Consider the following 15,970-nt stretch of genomic DNA (forward strand, 5'->3'; position numbering starts at 1 on the left):
GGCGGTGTGCTGTGCGAATGAGTGGCGATGCCTCGGCACCGGCCGCTCGTTCGATGCGGGCGGTGGGGCATGACCAAGGTCTATGTGTCCTCGGTCATCCCTGCGCCGGCTGCGGAAGTCTGGAAGCTCGTGCGCAACTTCAACGGCCTTCCCGCCTGGGCGCCATTCGTTGCGGAGAGCCGCGTCGAACAGAACGCACCGGCCGACCAGATCGGCTGCATCCGCAACTTTGTGCTCAGGGATGGCGGGCGGATTCGCGAAAAATTGCTGGCACTGTCCGACTACGATCTGTCGTGCAGTTACGCTATCCTGGAAAGCCCGATGGCGGTGGAGAATTATATCGCCACGCTGTCGCTGACGCCGATCACCGACGGCAATCTCACTCTGGCCGAATGGGAGGCGGAGTTCGACTGTGCGCCTGAGCGCGAAGCAGCACTTATGCATCAGATCGGCACCGGCGTCTTCCAGGCGGCGTTGAGCGCACTCAAGCAGCGCTTCGGGCGCTGACATTCCCGCGATGGTTCAAGTCCGCCAGAGCACCATCATCGATGCGCCGATCGATGATGTCTGGTCGATTCTGCGCGATTTCAACGGCCATGAACGCTGGCACCCGGCGATCTCGTTCAGCGAAATCGAAGGTGGCGACCCGGTCGACGCGGTCGGTTCGGTTCGTCGTTTCCGCCTGGCCGATGGCGGCGAGTTGCGCGAACAGCTGCTGGCGCTGTCCGACAAGGACTTTCGGCTCGCCTATTGCCTGCTCGAAGCGCCGCTGCCGCTGATGGGTTATGTCGCATCGATCCAGCTGAAGCCGGTGACCGACGGCAACGCGACCTTCTGGGAATGGCGTTCCGAATTCCATCCACCTACGCACCGCCGCGACGAACTGGTCAAGCTCGTCTCCGAAGGCATTTATCAGGCCGGCTTCGCGGCGATCCGTAGCCTTTTGCGAGGAAGGGTTCTGACTGCCAAGGCAAGAGCGCCGACGCCGGCACCTCCGTCAGCCCCGCCGCTGATCCCTTCGCCGGTCTCTTCCGCAACAACATCGTTCGGCCAGTCAGCAACAACCAGGGCTATTGTGGTCGAGCGCTATGGCGGTCCGGAGGTGCTGCAACTCAAGGAGATCGGCTTGCCGCCGCCGGCGCCGAACGAGGTGCGGATCCGCCATACTGTGATCGGCGTCAACTTCATCGATGTCTATTGCCGCACCGGCTATTTCGACCTTTTGCAACCACCGGGCGTGCCTGGCATGGAGGCGGCCGGCGTCGTCGAAGCGGTCGGTTCGGAGATTGCCGGTTTCTCGGTCGGCGACCGCATCGCCTATGCCTGCCCGCCGGTCGGCGCTTATACCGAGCGGCGCAACATGGTGCCCGATCTGCTGGTTCGCCTGTCCGACGATATTCCCGACGAGATTGCGGCCGCGGGGCTGCTCAAGGGCATCAGTGCGAGTTTTTTGCTGCATGATATCCATGCGGTGCAGCCGGGCTCCGTCGTTCTCGTCCATGCCGGCGCCGGCGGCATCGGCCAGCTTCTGGTGCAATGGGCACGCCATCTCGGCGCAACGGTCATTGCAACGGTGTCGAGCGACGACAAGGCGCGCATCGTCGAACGCCTCGGTGCCCATCATGTCATCGTCTACTCGCGTGAGAATTTCACTGAGGCCGTCATGCGGCTGACGGGAGGCGTCGGCGCCGATGTGGTCTACGATGCGGTCGGCCAGGATACGTTCGGCGGCTCGCTGGCGGCGCTCCGCATTCGCGGTCACCTCGTCAGTTTCGGTCAGGCGTCAGGGCCGATCGGCAATTGGGACATCGGCCGCTTTGCATCGAAGTCGATCACCGTATCGCGTCCCAACTATGCGCATTACACCGACACGCCGGAAAAACTAGCCCCGCACGTCGAGCGTTTCTTTGCCGCGCTGCGACAGGGCGTCGTCAGGATCGAAGCGCCCAAGCGCTATAACCTATCCGACGCCGGCGAGGCTCACCGCGACCTTGAGGCCAGGCGGACAACAGGCGCATTGGTGCTGGTGCCGTAGCCGACACTCGGTCGAAAACAGATGTTGACAATGTCATCTGTTGTTGCGAAGGCGTTCAGCCTCGAATTTGACGGCCGGGTGGGACAATGGACGACCTTGGAGCACAGGAACAAGCGGTTCTCGACCTCATTGCGGCGAACCCATTCGCCGGCCAGCAGGACATAGCAACGGCGCTCGGCATCGCCCGCTCGACGGTCGCGGCCCACATCGTGCAACTCGTCAACAAGGGCTATATTCTCGGCCGTGGTTACGTCTTGCCGACGTCCAAGCGCATGGTCTGCGTCGGCGGCGCGGTGCTCGACCGCAAATACCACGCCAAGAAGGATCTGATTTTCGAGACGTCGAACCCGGTCGACGGCTATCGCAGCTTCGGCGGGGTCGCCCGCAACGTCGCCGAAAACCTTGCCCGCCTCGGCGTCGACATAAGCTTCGTCTCGATCGTCGGCGACGATGAAACCGGCCGCTCGCTGGTGCGGCACCTGCGCGATCTTGGCGCTGATGTCAGCCAGGTCATCACCACCACGGAACGGCCGACGGCCGAATATGCGGCGATCCTCGACCGCAACAATGATCTCGTGCTCGGCATTGCCGACATGGAGATCTTCGATCTGTTTTCGTCGTCCTATCTCGACCGCTTCTGGCCGCATCTGGCTTCGGCGACATGGGTGTTCATCGACTGCAATCTGCCGGCTTCGACCATCGCAGCACTGATCTCGCGCAAGCAGGGCGCGCGCTTCAAGCTCGCCGTCGACACGGTCTCGTCGCCGAAATCAGCGCGGCCGCCGAAGGACCTGACCGGCATCGACCTTCTTTTCACCAACCATGACGAGGCCAATACGATGCTCGGCATAACGGATGCCGACAAGCGGCTGACGCCGGAGGAAGCAGCAGCAGCGCTGCGCGCGGCCGGCGCCAGCGCGGTGATCGTAACCGCAGGCGCGCATGGATTTGCCGTTGCGACTGAGAGCGGTGTGACGACCATGCACTCCGTCCCGGCCCAGCCCGTCGACATCACCGGCGCCGGTGACGCGATGATCGCCGGCACTCTGTACAAGGTGCTTTCGGGTGATCCGGTCGCTCATGCCGCGCGCACCGGCGCGCTGCTCGCCACGCTGACCACCGAGAGCGAATCGAGCGTCCACCCCGATCTGTCGCCGCGCTTCCTTGCCGCCGGCACGTACCGCATTCCTGCCTGAAAGCGAGATGATATGAAACCTTCCCTTGTCCACTTGAACGATGAAGTCGCTGCTGCGCTTGATGAAGGCCGCGCGGTGGTGGCGCTGGAATCGACGATCATCACCCACGGCATGCCCTATCCGGCCAATCTGGAGACTGCTCGTGGTGTCGAGACCGTGGTGCGTGAAAACGGCGCTGTGCCCGCCACGATCGCGGTGGTCGCCGGCAAGATCAAGGTTGGCCTCGACGACCGTGAACTGGAAGAGCTGGCAGCGGCAAAGGGCGTGGTCAAGGCTTCCGGGCGCGATCTCGCCGCCATCATGGTGCACGGCGGCTCGGCCGGAACCACCGTCTCGGCGACGATGCGGATCGCGGCACTCGCCGGCATCGGCATTTTTGCGACCGGCGGCGTCGGCGGCGTGCATCGCGGCGCCGAAGCGACTTTCGACATCTCGGCCGACCTGACCGAACTCGGCCAAACCGGCACGACTGTCGTCTGCGCCGGAGTCAAGTCGATCCTCGATATTGCGAAGACGCTGGAATATCTGGAAACCCAGCGTGTGCCGGTGATCGCCTATGGGAGTGATGATTTTCCGGCTTTCTACACCCGCTCCAGCGGGCTCAAGGCCGATCATCGCCTCGATACCCCCGACGAGATCGCGCGAGCCATGCTGCTGCATGACGAGATGGAATCCGGCACCGGCATTCTCGTCGCCAACCCTATCCCCGAAGCGGACGCGCTCGATCCGGCATTCATCGACGGCACGATCGCAGCGGCGGTAGCCGAAGCGGAGCAGCGCGGCATCGGGCGCAAGGAACTGACGCCGTTTCTGCTCGCCCGCATCAACGAGCTTTCGCAAGGCCGCAGCCTGAAGGCCAACATCGCGCTGGTCCGCAACAACGCCGCGCTCGCCGCCCGCATCGCGGTGGTGCATGCGAAATTGAAGGGCGTGACCAGATAGAGGCAGCACCCGGCCAGCGCTACCGGCCTTCGATTTCAGCCCGTCGCAAGGTCGAAGATGCGCCCGGCATTGAGGATGTTGTTCGGGTCGAAGGCTGCTTTCAGGCGCCGCATGGCCGCAATCTCTGCATCGCTGCGCACCAGATGCAGCCACTCCTTCTTGTCAAGGCCAATGCCATGTTCGGCCGAAACGCCGCCGCCGGCGGCGGCCACACCGCGGTAGACGGTGCCGTATGCGGCTGCCGGATCCACCGTGCGGATCTGGTAATGCAGATTGCCATCGCCGAGATGGCCGAAGACGTAGATGTCGGCGCCGGGGTCGACGGCCTTGATGGCTGCTTCTGTTTCGTCCAGGAAAGTCGCCATTCTCGCCAGTGGGATGCTGATATCGACGCCAATCAGGCCTGCCATCGAAAACAGGAAACGGTTGGCCTCCTCCCGCACCGCCCAGAGCGCCCGGAATTCGCGCGGCGATTGCAAGACGACCACGTCGTCGATCACGCCCTCCTCGACCGCCTGCATCAGCGTCGCGGCAAAGCGTTCGCCGTCGCGGTCGGGCTCGCTGCCCTGTATCTCGGCAAGCACATAGACGGGCGAGCCCGCGGGCAGCGGCGCCGGCGCGTCCATGCCGGCGATCATGGCGCCATAGAGCGGGGCGAAATTCACCTCATAGGCCGAGAGCGAGGGCCCGAGTTTCTGCCTGAGCAGCGCCAGCAGCGCGATTGCAGCGTCGAGCGAAGCAAGCGCGCAGAAGGCGTTGATCTCGGTGGCCGGCTTCGGGTGCAGCCGCAGGCATGCGCGGGTGACCACGCCGAGCGTGCCCTCACTGCCGATGAACAATTGGCTGAGGTCATAGCCGGAATTGTCCTTCGCCAAACCCTTGAGCGAGGTCAGGATGCCGCCGTCGGCAAGCACCGCTTCCAGGCCAAGCACCTGCGCCCGGTACATGCCGTAGCGCAGCACGCGGATGCCGCCGGCATTGGTGGCGACATTACCGCCGACGGTCGCCGCGCCGCGCGCTCCGATGTCGACGCCGAACAGTAAGCCGGCCGCATCGGCGGCTTCCTGCACCGTTTGCAGCGGCGCGCCGGCCTCGGCGATGATGGTTGCCGCTTCACGGTCGAGGGCTTCAACGGAAGTCATACACTCCAGCGACAGCACCGCTTCGCCGGGTTGGACGCGAGCGCCGCCGGCGAGCCCGGTCCGGCCACCCTGGATGACAAGCCTCTGTCCGGCCTCGTTGCACAGGCGAAGTATGTCCGACACCTCGCCGGCCCTACGTGGACGCAGCACGAACTCCGGCGATACGCCGGCTTTGCCGTCGGGGTCTTCCCTGTAACGCGGCCCGGCCTCATCGGCCGAAACGATCGCCGACCGGTCCAGCCGCTTCTCCAGCCGCGACAGGAGTTCGCCGGTCAGTGGGGACAGAGCGCTCACGGATGGTGTCGTCATGCGCCGCTCCTGTAACAGGCAGGACGATAGACACGGACTGCTGTTTGTCAAACCCACGCGGGACTGCCAGTCGTGGCCGGCCTTCAGCCTCGACCCTTCAAAAACTCGATCACCATTGCCGCGGTCCAGGTGAAACGGTTACCGCCGAGCGGCTCGCCGCTGAGGGGATCGTAATATTCGGCAAAGCCGCTCTCGGCGATCAGGTCGAGACTGGACTGGGTGATCCGTTGTGCGATTTGGCTGTGGCCGGCGGCGGCAAGGCCATTAGCGATCATGTAGTTGACCACCAGCCAGACCGGGCCGCGCCAGTAGCGCTTGGCGTCGAAGCGCGCATCGCCAGGATCGTGCGAGGGGACGATGTAACGCGCTTTGCCGGCGATGCGCTCGATCGTTGCGGCGATGGCCGCTGCCCGGCTTTCCGGAATAGCCGAAAACACCGGCAGAATGCCGCCGACCGACGCGCTGTCAACGTGCTTTCCGGCCACTCGGTCGAAACAAATGTACTGGCTATGTGTGTCGCTCCACAGCCGTTCCATCGTCGAAAGCCCGTTTTCGGCACGGGCGCGGTTGGCTTTTGCGATTTCGGTTTCGCCAAGTGCCTCGGCGAGATCGGCAAGATCGGCGGCGGAACGGATCAGAATGGCATTGAAGCCGGGATCGACGACCTGGAACGGCGAGGCATCGTGCAGCCTGGCATTATCCCAGCCAAGCCCGCGGAAATGCTGCAGCAGCCAGATATAGCGGTCATACTGTGCCTTGGTTGGACGATGCGCCGGATCGGCGTGCAGGATGTCGCGGCGGGTGTAGGGCTCGACGCCTTCGGTCGGCACGTGCTCAAACGCCTCGTCCCAGTCGATCGAGTTGTCGCGACCGGACTCCCATGGGTGGATTATGGCGACCAGCCCTTCGCCGTTCGGGTCGCGGTTTTCGTAGAACCAGCGGTGCCAGGCATCGATTTTCGGCAGCAACACCCGGGCACGCTCGGCCGCCAGCGTCTTGTCCTTGGCCTGGTCAAACAAGCGGCGCACGGCAAAGCCGGCGACCGCCGGCTGGGTGATGCCCGAGGTGGCGGTCGGGCGGTCCGTCCGCCAGACCTCCGGTCCCGGGAAATAGCCGTCGCTCCAGACATGGAAGACGATGTGCGGTACCATGCCGTCCGGCCACTGGTGGGCGAACAGCGTGTCGATCTCGGTCCAGGCTCGAGCCTCATCGTAGTGGGCAAGACCGAGCGCGGTCAGGCAGGAATCCCAGTTCCACTGGAACGGGTAGAGGCCCTTGGTCGGTATGGTGTAGGTGCCTTGGTCGTTTTCCCTGAGCACCTCTACGGCGCGGGCGATGGTTTCGTCGACAGCAAGAGATATCATGGGGCGGTCGTACTTTCAGGATCGAAGGGCGTTTGGATCAAAGCGCGTTGGTGGTTTCGGGGTCGAACCAGCGGATGCGGTCGGGTTTGGGCAAGAGCCGCAGGTGATCGCCGACGGCGACCGTGGCATTCGATTCGAGGATGGCGCGGAACAGGCCGCCCTCGACATCGCAGGTGACCAGCGTGTGCGGTCCGAGCGGCTCGACAACGCGCACGGTGGCGTGCAGCCCTTCGGTGCCGGTGTCGACATCCTCGGGGCGAATGGCGAATTCTATCGTCTGCTTGTCCGATTTGGGGCCGGGCAGCGTCAGCCCGGCGACGGTCCAGCTGCCGTCTGCCGCCTTCGTCGCCAGGATGAAATTCATCGGCGGGTTGCCGATGAAGGAGCCGACGAAGCGTGCGGCCGGATTGCGATAGACCTCTACCGGCGAGGCGGCCTGGACGATATGGCCCTGATGCATGACGGCGATGCGGTCGGCGAGGCTCATCGCCTCGACCTGATCGTGAGTGACATAGATGGTGGTGGTCTTGGACGCGGCGAGCACGCCCTTGAGCTCGGCGCGCATTTCGAGCCGCAGCAGCGCATCGAGGTTCGACAGCGGCTCGTCCATCAGGATCACGTCCGGCTCCATCGCAAGTGCCCGAGCGACTGCCACGCGCTGGCGCTGGCCGCCGGAAAGCTGGCCCGAATAGCGCTTCAAAAGCTGCTCGATGTGCATGAGCTCCGCGGTGCGGTTGACGCGCCCCTCGACCTCCTGCTGCGGCAGCTTCTTCATGCGCAGGCCGAAGGCGATGTTCTCGAACACGGTCAGGTGCGGAAACACGGCGTAATTCTGGAACACCATGGCGATGCCGCGTTCGCGCGGCGGCAGATGGTCGACGCGACGGCCGCCGATCCAGACCTCGCCCTGGCTTGGCGTTTCCAGCCCGGCGACGATCCTCAGCAGCGTGGTCTTGCCGCAACCCGAGGCGCCAAGCAGCACCATGAATTCCTGGTCGGCGATGGTCAGGTCGATCGAATGCAGCGCGGTGAAGCCACCGAAACGTTTTGCGACCTGCTTGATGGCGATCTCAGCCATCGGCGTTCTCTTTTGTGCGCGTCATCGGTTGGCGATCCCCCACATGGCGAACAGATATTTGCGAACGGTGAAGATGAAGATCAGCGCCGGGATGACCAGTGCCGCGCCACCGGCGAATTTGAGGTAGAGCGGCGATTCGCCAAGGCTCTGCAGCAGGAAGGCGGTCAGCGTCCGGTTCTCGATGGTGAGCACGGCGGCGGCAAACACTTCGTTCCAGGAGATGGTGAAGGCAAATACCGCCGACGCCGCGATGCCCGGCAGCGCCAGCGGTAGAATGATTTTTCGGAATGCCTGCAATCTCGTGCAGCCGAGCGTCCAGGCCGCTTCCTCCAGCTCGACTGGAATGCCGGAGAAGAGCGAGAACGTGATCAGCACCGCGAATGGCAGCGCCAGCGTGGTGTGGACCAGCGCCAGCCCGATCGCGGTGTCGTCGAGGCCGGTGCGGATGAACATCACCGCCAGCGGTAGCGCCAGCAGCGGCAGTGGGAAGGCGCGGGTCATCAGCACGAGGAAACGGAACGTTTCCTTGCCCGGGAATTCGAAGCGCGACAGCGCGTAGCCCGCGGGTGCGCCGAAGCCGATCGAGAGGAGCATCGTCAGCGTGGCGACGAGAACGGAGTTCCACAGCGCCCTGGCGACGCCGGCGAAATTGATGAAGAAAGAAAGGCTGCCGAAATCGAATGACGGGAAGAAGCGCTTGGGAAAGGCGGTCACCTCTTCCGGCGACGACAGCGCGTTGACGATCAACAGATAGATCGGCAGCAGCACCCAGATGCAAAGCAGGATGACGGTGGCGACCAGCAACCAGTTGCCGGCTTTGCGGGCCTCAGGCGCGGCGATCGACAGCTCCACCGTGCTCATATCCGCGCCTCCTTCGGCACACGCAGCACCCGCAGGAAGAACAGCGTGAAACCGATCGATATGGCGAGGATGAACAGCGCCATGGCGGCGGCGACATTGCGGTCCTGCAGCGTGAACTGCCAATTGTAGGTCTCGCCCATCAGCACCGGCAGATTGGTGCCGCCGAGTGCTGCAACCACCGCAAAGACCTCAAAGGCAAGGATGACGCGCAGGATGATCGCCGTCTGCAGGCTGGGGCGCAGCAGAGGCAGCGTGATCTTGATGAAGCGCTTCCACGGACTAGCGCCAAAAACCTCCGCCGCCTCGTAATATTCCCGGGGGATGAGCCCCATGCCGGCGACCAGAATGACCATCATGATGGCGGTCGCACGCCAGATCTCGGCCAGCGCCACGGCGATGAAGATCGTCAGCTTGCTCTGGTAGCCGAGGAACATGACCGGCCTGTCGATGACGCCGAGATTGGAGAGCAAGGTGTTTAGGAAGCCGGACTGGTCGAAGATGGCGAGCCAGATCAGCCCAGCGGCGAGATCGGAGATGCCGAGCGGAATAGCGAAGATATAAAGCGCGGCGCTGCGCCCGGCCGCAAGTCGCGACACCATCGTTGCCATCAGCAGCGCCATGACCAGCTGGATGGGCACGACGACGGCGCTGAGAAGCAGCGTGTTGCGAACCGTGACCGGAAATTTCCAGCTGCTGGTCATGGTGCGGAAATTGTCGAGCGTAAAGCCGCCGTCGCGGGTGAACGCCTCGAAGGCGACCAGCGCAAACGGATAGAGGAAGAAGACGCAAAGGAACAGCGTCGCCGGCGTCAGCAGCAGATAGGGCAGGGCCTTGCCGTGCATGGAGCTCTCTCTATTCGAAGCTTCAAAAGGGGTGGGCGCCCGGCGCGCTGGAAATCCGGACGCCCGGGGAGGATTCTTAATCGACGGGACAGGCGCCTTGCGATGGTTTGTCGGGCGCCCAGCACGGCGCTTTCGCCTGGTCGATGATCGCCTTCAGCGCCGTCGCCTGTTCGTCGAGCACGCCGTGCACATCCTCGCCGCCGAGCACGATGCGCTCGAAGCTGTCGGTGTAGATCTGATTGAACTTGCCGCCGAGGCCGCCAAGTCCCATCGGCAGCAGCGCCGGCAGCGCATCCGGGGCTCCGGTCATGGTGGCGATCACTGGGCTGAAGGCCTTCACCGAGGCCGGCATGTCGTCGGGCAGCTTGACGTCGACGATGGGGAAGAAGTTTGTCGCCTTGAGCGTCGCGATCTGGGTTTCCGGTTTCAGCATATAGGCGACCAGTGCCTTGGCCTTGTCCATGTCGGGCGAGGTCTTCGGGATAGCGACGCCGGCGACCACCGGCATGTAGCCGCGGCCTGCCGGGCCGGCCGGCGCCGGGAAGGCGACGAAGTCATCGGGTTTCTGGTTGAAGGCGTCGGCGAGGCGCGCCACGTGATCGAATGCCACCCAGACTTCGCCGGTCAACAGCGGCTCCTGCATGAAGGCATAGTTGGTCGAATTCGGGTTGGTGTATTGCCACAATTCCTTGAACTTGTTCCACGCCGTCTCGGCCTCCGCCGAGCGGAACTTGGTCACCATCGAGCCGGTATACGATGGAAGGAGAAAACCCTCGAAGAAACGGTGCTTCAGCCCTTTCGGGCCGGCCGGAAAACCGAATTTGGGCGAACCGGTCTTTTCAGCGATGTTTTTCGCCCACTCGATCAGTTGGTCATAAGTGATGGTGTTGAGATCGGTGCCGGCCGGCAGATATTGCAGCGCCTGCTTGCTGGCCGCCATCAGAAAGGTGGCCTGCATCCATGGCAGGTACTTCTGCTCGCCGGTGCCGAGCATGCCGAGCTTCTTATAGGTCTCGTTGACCTTGACGCCACCGAGATCGACGCCAGAGAGATCGACAAGGTCCGCGCCGACGGTGGAGAAGTCTCCGTGCAGGCCGCCGAGCACGCCTATGGTGCCGGAGCCGGCCTGCAGTTCGGCCTGAAGGCGGGTGAGCCAAGGCCCGTCCTCGGCGACCTGATAGTCGACCTGGCCATCAAACCCCTTCAGCACCTCGCCGCGCATTTTTTGCGTCTCTTCCACAGGTCGCGCCTGTGTCGACCAGAACAACACCTGCTGGGCTTGCGCTGCACCGGCAGCGAGCGACAGCGCCAGCACGGCGCCGGCCAATATCCGCAAAGCATTCATCGTCATCTTCCTCCCTGGGTTGCGCCGCGAAGCGGGCGTCAGTTCTGTCTTGTGGGTGCCGGGCCATGGCTTGCCCGCGAGACAAGTGTCGGCCGGACCAGCCGCGTCAGTGGCGCGTCCGGCCTGTTGCCGATGACGGTCAGCAGCATCTCGCCGATCTCGCGCGCGCACTGGCGGATCGAGGCGTCGAAAGTGGTTAGCCCCGGCGGCGCATAGGCTGAGGCGGCTATGTTGTCGAAGCCGATCACCGAAAGGTCGCGAGGAATGGCAAGGCCGGCTCGGGCAGCCTCTTCCATCACCGTCAGCGCCAGCTCGTCGAACAGCGCGACAATGGCTGTCGGCCGCTCGGTGGCGTGCAGCAGCCGGTTGATTGCCTGGATGCGGGCACCGCGATCGAACCGCGGTGCCGTCGCCACATCGAGCCTGACCGACGGATCGCCTCGGCGGGCGATCGCGGCAGCGAGCCCATCCTGCCTGAGATGGCGAAACGTCATCGGCTCGGAAATCGTCACCAGGCCGAAATGGCGGTGTCCGAGATCGTAGAGCATGTCGAAGGCCTCGCCGAATGCGTGCGCGCCATCGGTATCGAGCCAATGATAGGCAAAGTCACCGTCGAGCAGCCGGCCATGCGCGACGAACGGAAAATTGCGTTGACGCAGGTAGGCAAGCCGCTCGTCGACCTCGGCGATGCGGGTGACGACGACCCCATCGGCGCGTCCGGATTCGACAACATGGCGAAGCACGGAAAGTTCCGACTGGCCCTGCGCCGCTGCGGCCAGGATCAGGTCGGAGCCGTGCGAAACCAACCCTTCGCCGAGCCCGGTGACGAATTCGCCGAGGAAGGAATCGACCAGATTGGGGCCACGGATCGGCAGCACCATGCCGACAAAACCGCTGCGGCCGGAGACTAGCGTGCGGGCTGCCGTGTTCGGCACATAGCCGGCCTGGCGCGCGGCCTCGGTGACACGTTGGCGCGTTTTCAATGCGATCTGCTCGTGGCCGGCAAGGGCGCGCGAAACGGTGGTGATCGACAGGCCGAGCTGTGCGGCTAGTTCCTTGAGGGTGGTAACGCGGCCCGGCATCGTTCCTCTCGAACGAAGTTTGAAACGTTTGTAATCAGTCCAAGCGAAATTGCAAACGTTTTAAATGCGAGCGATCGGTGTTGCTTCTTGCCCGTTGGTTCGCGCGGCCCTGTTCGGCCCCGGGCCGGCAAGCTTCCGGACGGAGATTTAAACGCAGCGGTTGCTTGACTCGGACGGCGCCTTGTGAAAAATTTTACAGCAACTGATAAAAATATCAAAGGGCGGAAATGGTTGGTTTTGGCAACGGCCTGCTGCGCGACGATGAGACCGGGATGGCAGCCCGCGCTGCCTGGCTTCACTATGCCGGCGGCCTGACCCAGTCGGAAGTCGCCAAGCGGCTCGGCCTGACCAGCCTCAAGGCGCACCGCCTCATCACCAAGGCCAATCAGGAGGGCCTGGTCAAAGTCTATATCGATGGCGAAGTCTCAGAATGCGTGGAACTCGAGGACGAGTTATCCGGCCGTTACGGCCTCGACTATTGCGAGGTGGTCCCGGACTTCGATGCCGAAGACCTGCCGCTCAAGGCGCTCGGCATTGCCGGCGCGCAGTTTCTCAAGCGCGAGATCGAACGCGGCGAGGAGGCGCTGATAGGCGTCGGCCACGGCCGCACGCTTGCCGCCTGCGTCGAATATCTGCCGCGCATATCGGCCGGCAGGATCCGTTTCGTTTCGCTGCTTGGCGGCCTGACGCGCAAGTTCTCCGCCAATCCGCATGACGTCATCCACCGCGTCGCCGAACGGACCGGCGCGGAGGCCTATGTGATGCCGGTGCCGATGTTCGCCAACACGGTCGAGGATCGAACGGTGCTGCTCGGGCAGAAGGGCGTCAGCGATGTCTTCGACCTCGCCAAGACCGCCGACTTGCTCATTGCCGGCATTGGCACCGCCGAGCGTGAGGCCTCGCTTGTCGCCACCGGCATGATCGAAAAGGGCGAGATGGAGGAGATCCGCCGCAACGGCGGCGTCGGCGAACTGCTCGGCCATTTCTTCGACGATGCCGGAAAGGCCGTCGCGACGACGCTTTCCGACCGGGCGCTGGCACTGGCGCGCGAAGACATCAGCAACCGCAGGATTGTCGCCGTCGCCGGCGGCAAGGTGAAGGTTCGCGCCATCAAGTCAGTGCTGGAGGGCCGCTATCTCAAAGGCCTGATAACCGACGAGCGGACGGCGCGATCGCTCGTGGAACAGACGCCGGTCGGGTAGCCGGCAACCATTTCGTTGAAACTACCCTGTGGAGGAGAAGAGAAATGCATGAGAAAGAGAAAGACCTCATCGACGCGTTCCTGCGTGGACAAGTCGGCCGCCGTGGGCTGATCAAGGGCCTCGGTGCAATGGGCCTTGCCGCCAGCACCGCCGGTACACTGCTCAATTTCGGGCAGACCCGCGCCCTGGCAGCTGATTTCGACTGGCAGGCGCATAAGGGCAAGACCATCAAGCTGCTGCTCAACAAGCATCCGTACGCCGATGCGATGATTGCCAACCTCGACAACTTCAAGAAGCTGACCGGCATGGAAGTCGTCTATGACGTGTTCCCCGAAGACGTCTATTTCGACAAGGTTACCGCCGCGCTGTCGGCCAGCTCGCCCGAATACGATGCCTTCATGACCGGCGCCTACATGACCTGGACCTACGGCCCGGCCGGCTGGATCACCGATCTCAACGAATGGATCAAGGATCCGGCCAAGACCAACCCGAAATATGCCTGGGACGACTTCCTGCCCGGCGTCAAGAATTCTTGCGCCTGGAACGGCCAGCCGGGCGGCGCGCTCGGTTCGGAAGACGCCAAGCAATGGTGCATTCCGTGGGGCTTCGAGCAGAACAACATCACCTACAACAAGGGCATGTTCGACAAGGTCGGCGTCAGCGTTCCCGGCAATATGGATGAAATGGTCGCTACGGCGGCGAAGCTTACCAAGGATGTTGGTGGCGGCGTCTACGGCATCGGCGTGCGCGGCTCGCGCTCCTGGGCAACGATCCACCCGGGCTTCCTGTCGGCTTACGCTAATTTCGACCAGAAGGACCTGAACGTCTCGGCTGACGGCAAGCTGTCGGCCGCGATGAGCACCGCCGAATCCAAGGCTTTCCACAAGCAGTGGGTGCAGATGATCCAGGAGAGCGGCCCCAAGGACTGGTCGACCTACACCTGGTATCAGGTCGGCACCGATCTCGGTGCAGGTGCGTCGGCGATGATTTTCGACGCCGATATCCTCGGCTATTTCATGAATGGCGGCGACAACAAGATGGCCGGCAAGCTCGCCTTTTCCGCGTTCAAGGCCAACCCGGCCGCCAAGGCGCCGACGCCCAATATCTGGATCTGGTCGCTGTCGATGTCCAACTTCTCGAAGGACAAGGACGCCACTTGGTACTTCATGCAATGGGCATCCGGACCCGAGCATGCATTGTTCGGTGCGACCAAGATGGACTTCGTCAATCCGGTTCGTCAGTCGGTCTGGAACGACGAGATGTTCCGCGAGAAGCTGAACAAGAGCTATCCGGGCTACGTCGAGATGTTCGACGTCTCGGCGCCGGGCGCCAGCATCAAGTTCACACCGCAGCCGCTGTTCTTCGATCTCACCACCGAATGGGCGGCGACGCTGCAGAAGATGGTGGCCAAGGAAGTGCCGGTCGACGAAGGCCTCGACAAGTTGGCCGAGAGCATCAACAGCCAGCTCAAGGAAGCCGGGCTCGGCTAAAGCCGCGGCCAAGGCTGGCCCGTCCGCGGGTCAGCCTTTGAGATGTGATACGTTTGCGACGCGGTGCCGAGCGGTACCGCCTGCTCGCCCGACCGGCCGCCTTGCTCCCTTGGGCGGCCGGGACGGCGAAGCAACAGAATGACGGAGCAGCAGATGACTGCGGCGACAATACAAAGAAACAGGCCGTCGGGCTTCAGGATCAGCAAGCGGGTGCTGCCCTATCTCCTTAGCTTGCCGGCCTTGCTGGTCTGCATCGGCATCCTGATCCCGTTCTTCACATCGGTGGTCTATTCTTTCCAGCGCTACCGATTGAGCCAGCCTTGGGCGCGGCAATTCAACTGGGGCGACAACTATATCTCGTTCTTCACCGACCCGAAGTTCTGGAACACGCTGCAGGTGTCGCTGCTCTACGCCGGCATCACCGTCGTGCTCGAGTTGCTTCTCGGTCTCGGCATCGCCATGCTGCTGCAAAAGCGCTCGACGCTGAACAACTTCATCTCGATCATGCTGTTGATGCCGCTGATGACGGCGCCAGCGCTCGCCGCGCTGATGTGGAAGCTGATGACCAATCCCGGCTTTGGCGTGCTCAGCTATCTCGCCAGCCTGATCGGGCTGCAGGATTTCCGCTGGGCCTCGTCGCCCTCGACGGCACTGCTCACCGTCGTGCTTGTCGACATCTGGGTCTACACGCCCTTCATCATGATCCTGCTGCTTGCCGGTCTGCGCAGCCTGCCGACGCAGCCCTTCGAGGCGGCAGCACTTGACGGCGTGCCGCGCAGCTTCGTGTTCTTCCGCATCACCCTGCCGATGCTAACCCCCTATATCCTGACGGCGACATTGTTCCGCCTGCTCGATTCCATCCAGCAGTTCGACATCATCTACGCCATGACCCAGGGTGGTCCGGGCGACACGCTGACCGTGTTCCAGGTCGAGGCCTATCTCAACTTCTTCCAGTCGACCAATGTCGGCCGCTCGGCGGCGCTGATGATCATCCTGTGGGCGATCACCTATTTCCTCTCGAACATCTTCATCAAGAACTGGCTGCGGCTGCGCGAACGCGCCCGCGGCCAGGCATAGGAGGC

At 63.3% G+C, this 15,970-nt stretch carries 14 protein-coding genes; 7 read left to right on the forward strand and 7 right to left on the reverse strand.

The features are described 5' to 3' along the window. The first annotated feature begins 69 nt into the window (after window positions 1-69). From X760_RS42015 to X760_RS42025, 4 genes are all read left to right on the forward strand, one after another. Entirely contained in the window at window positions 70-507 is a 438-nt protein-coding gene (locus X760_RS42015; RefSeq protein ID WP_023716711.1) for an SRPBCC family protein, read from the forward strand. Between the two features lie 10 nt (window positions 508-517). Further along, window positions 518-2,035 (forward strand): zinc-binding dehydrogenase, encoded by a 1,518-nt coding sequence (locus X760_RS0136875; protein WP_023716712.1) that lies wholly within the window; start codon window positions 518-520, stop codon window positions 2,033-2,035. An 86-nt stretch (window positions 2,036-2,121) separates the two neighbouring features. Next, window positions 2,122-3,231, forward strand: a complete 1,110-nt coding sequence (locus tag X760_RS42020; protein WP_023716713.1) for a carbohydrate kinase — start codon at window positions 2,122-2,124, stop codon at window positions 3,229-3,231. Window positions 3,232-3,243: 12 nt separating this feature from the next. Beyond that, the gene (locus tag X760_RS42025; RefSeq protein ID WP_023716714.1) at window positions 3,244-4,173 is read left to right on the forward strand and encodes a pseudouridine-5'-phosphate glycosidase; all 930 of its coding nucleotides are present in this window, start codon (window positions 3,244-3,246) and stop codon (window positions 4,171-4,173) included. Between the two features lie 35 nt (window positions 4,174-4,208). Here the strand turns inward: X760_RS42025 and X760_RS42030 are convergent, their stop codons facing one another. The 7 genes from X760_RS42030 to X760_RS42060 form a co-directional block, all read right to left on the reverse strand. After that, complete coding sequence (locus X760_RS42030) at window positions 4,209-5,624, reverse strand: FAD-binding oxidoreductase (RefSeq protein ID WP_036244134.1); 1,416 nt, start codon at window positions 5,622-5,624, stop codon at window positions 4,209-4,211. A gap of 83 nt (window positions 5,625-5,707) precedes the next feature. After that, complete coding sequence (locus X760_RS42035) at window positions 5,708-6,988, reverse strand: trehalase family glycosidase (protein ID WP_023716716.1); 1,281 nt, start codon at window positions 6,986-6,988, stop codon at window positions 5,708-5,710. A 37-nt stretch (window positions 6,989-7,025) separates the two neighbouring features. After that, window positions 7,026-8,066: an ABC transporter ATP-binding protein gene (locus X760_RS42040; RefSeq protein ID WP_023716717.1), complete on the reverse strand. Its 1,041-nt coding sequence runs from the start codon at window positions 8,064-8,066 to the stop codon at window positions 7,026-7,028. A 21-nt stretch (window positions 8,067-8,087) separates the two neighbouring features. Further along, complete coding sequence (locus X760_RS42045) at window positions 8,088-8,927, reverse strand: carbohydrate ABC transporter permease (RefSeq protein WP_023716718.1); 840 nt, start codon at window positions 8,925-8,927, stop codon at window positions 8,088-8,090. After that, entirely contained in the window at window positions 8,924-9,769 is an 846-nt protein-coding gene (locus X760_RS42050) for a sugar ABC transporter permease (protein ID WP_023716719.1), read from the reverse strand. The genes X760_RS42045 and X760_RS42050 overlap by 4 nt, the downstream gene beginning before the upstream one ends. Before the next feature lie 76 nt (window positions 9,770-9,845). Further along, window positions 9,846-11,114, reverse strand: coding sequence for an ABC transporter substrate-binding protein (locus X760_RS42055; protein ID WP_031193325.1), 1,269 nt, complete (start codon window positions 11,112-11,114; stop codon window positions 9,846-9,848). A gap of 38 nt (window positions 11,115-11,152) precedes the next feature. Then, a complete protein-coding gene (locus X760_RS42060) occupies window positions 11,153-12,196 on the reverse strand; it encodes a substrate-binding domain-containing protein (RefSeq protein WP_023716721.1) in 1,044 nt (347 codons plus the stop codon). A 227-nt stretch (window positions 12,197-12,423) separates the two neighbouring features. Between X760_RS42060 and X760_RS42065 the strand changes: the two genes are divergently transcribed. From X760_RS42065 to X760_RS42075, 3 genes are all read left to right on the forward strand, one after another. Beyond that, window positions 12,424-13,398 carry a sugar-binding transcriptional regulator gene (locus X760_RS42065; protein WP_023716722.1) on the forward strand — a complete coding sequence of 325 codons (975 nt, stop codon included), beginning with the start codon at window positions 12,424-12,426 and terminating at the stop codon, window positions 13,396-13,398. Between the two features lie 44 nt (window positions 13,399-13,442). Next, window positions 13,443-14,888 (forward strand): extracellular solute-binding protein, encoded by a 1,446-nt coding sequence (locus X760_RS42070; RefSeq protein WP_023716723.1) that lies wholly within the window; start codon window positions 13,443-13,445, stop codon window positions 14,886-14,888. 153 nt (window positions 14,889-15,041) lie between these two features. Then, window positions 15,042-15,965 carry a sugar ABC transporter permease gene (locus X760_RS42075; protein ID WP_023716724.1) on the forward strand — a complete coding sequence of 308 codons (924 nt, stop codon included), beginning with the start codon at window positions 15,042-15,044 and terminating at the stop codon, window positions 15,963-15,965. Window positions 15,966-15,970 lie beyond the last annotated feature (5 nt).

Source organism: Mesorhizobium sp. LSHC420B00, assembly GCF_000503055.1.
GTDB lineage: Bacteria > Pseudomonadota > Alphaproteobacteria > Rhizobiales > Rhizobiaceae > Mesorhizobium.

What these genes read in the sequence shown, in the direction of transcription:
- X760_RS42050 (WP_023716719.1), bottom strand. Translation starts at nt 9,769, where the DNA reads ATGCACGGCAAGGCCCTGCCCTATCTGCTGCTGACGCCGGCGACGCTG.
- X760_RS42075 (WP_023716724.1), top strand. Translation starts at nt 15,042, where the DNA reads ATGACTGCGGCGACAATACAAAGAAACAGGCCGTCGGGCTTCAGGATC.
- X760_RS42040 (WP_023716717.1), bottom strand. Translation starts at nt 8,066, where the DNA reads ATGGCTGAGATCGCCATCAAGCAGGTCGCAAAACGTTTCGGTGGCTTC.
- X760_RS42070 (WP_023716723.1), top strand. Translation starts at nt 13,443, where the DNA reads ATGCATGAGAAAGAGAAAGACCTCATCGACGCGTTCCTGCGTGGACAA.
- X760_RS42025 (WP_023716714.1), top strand. Translation starts at nt 3,244, where the DNA reads ATGAAACCTTCCCTTGTCCACTTGAACGATGAAGTCGCTGCTGCGCTT.
- X760_RS42060 (WP_023716721.1), bottom strand. Translation starts at nt 12,196, where the DNA reads ATGCCGGGCCGCGTTACCACCCTCAAGGAACTAGCCGCACAGCTCGGC.
- X760_RS42020 (WP_023716713.1), top strand. Translation starts at nt 2,122, where the DNA reads ATGGACGACCTTGGAGCACAGGAACAAGCGGTTCTCGACCTCATTGCG.
- X760_RS42015 (WP_023716711.1), top strand. Translation starts at nt 70, where the DNA reads ATGACCAAGGTCTATGTGTCCTCGGTCATCCCTGCGCCGGCTGCGGAA.
- X760_RS42045 (WP_023716718.1), bottom strand. Translation starts at nt 8,927, where the DNA reads ATGAGCACGGTGGAGCTGTCGATCGCCGCGCCTGAGGCCCGCAAAGCC.
- X760_RS42035 (WP_023716716.1), bottom strand. Translation starts at nt 6,988, where the DNA reads ATGATATCTCTTGCTGTCGACGAAACCATCGCCCGCGCCGTAGAGGTG.
- X760_RS42030 (WP_036244134.1), bottom strand. Translation starts at nt 5,624, where the DNA reads ATGACGACACCATCCGTGAGCGCTCTGTCCCCACTGACCGGCGAACTC.
- X760_RS42065 (WP_023716722.1), top strand. Translation starts at nt 12,424, where the DNA reads ATGGTTGGTTTTGGCAACGGCCTGCTGCGCGACGATGAGACCGGGATG.
- X760_RS0136875 (WP_023716712.1), top strand. Translation starts at nt 518, where the DNA reads ATGGTTCAAGTCCGCCAGAGCACCATCATCGATGCGCCGATCGATGAT.
- X760_RS42055 (WP_031193325.1), bottom strand. Translation starts at nt 11,114, where the DNA reads ATGAATGCTTTGCGGATATTGGCCGGCGCCGTGCTGGCGCTGTCGCTC.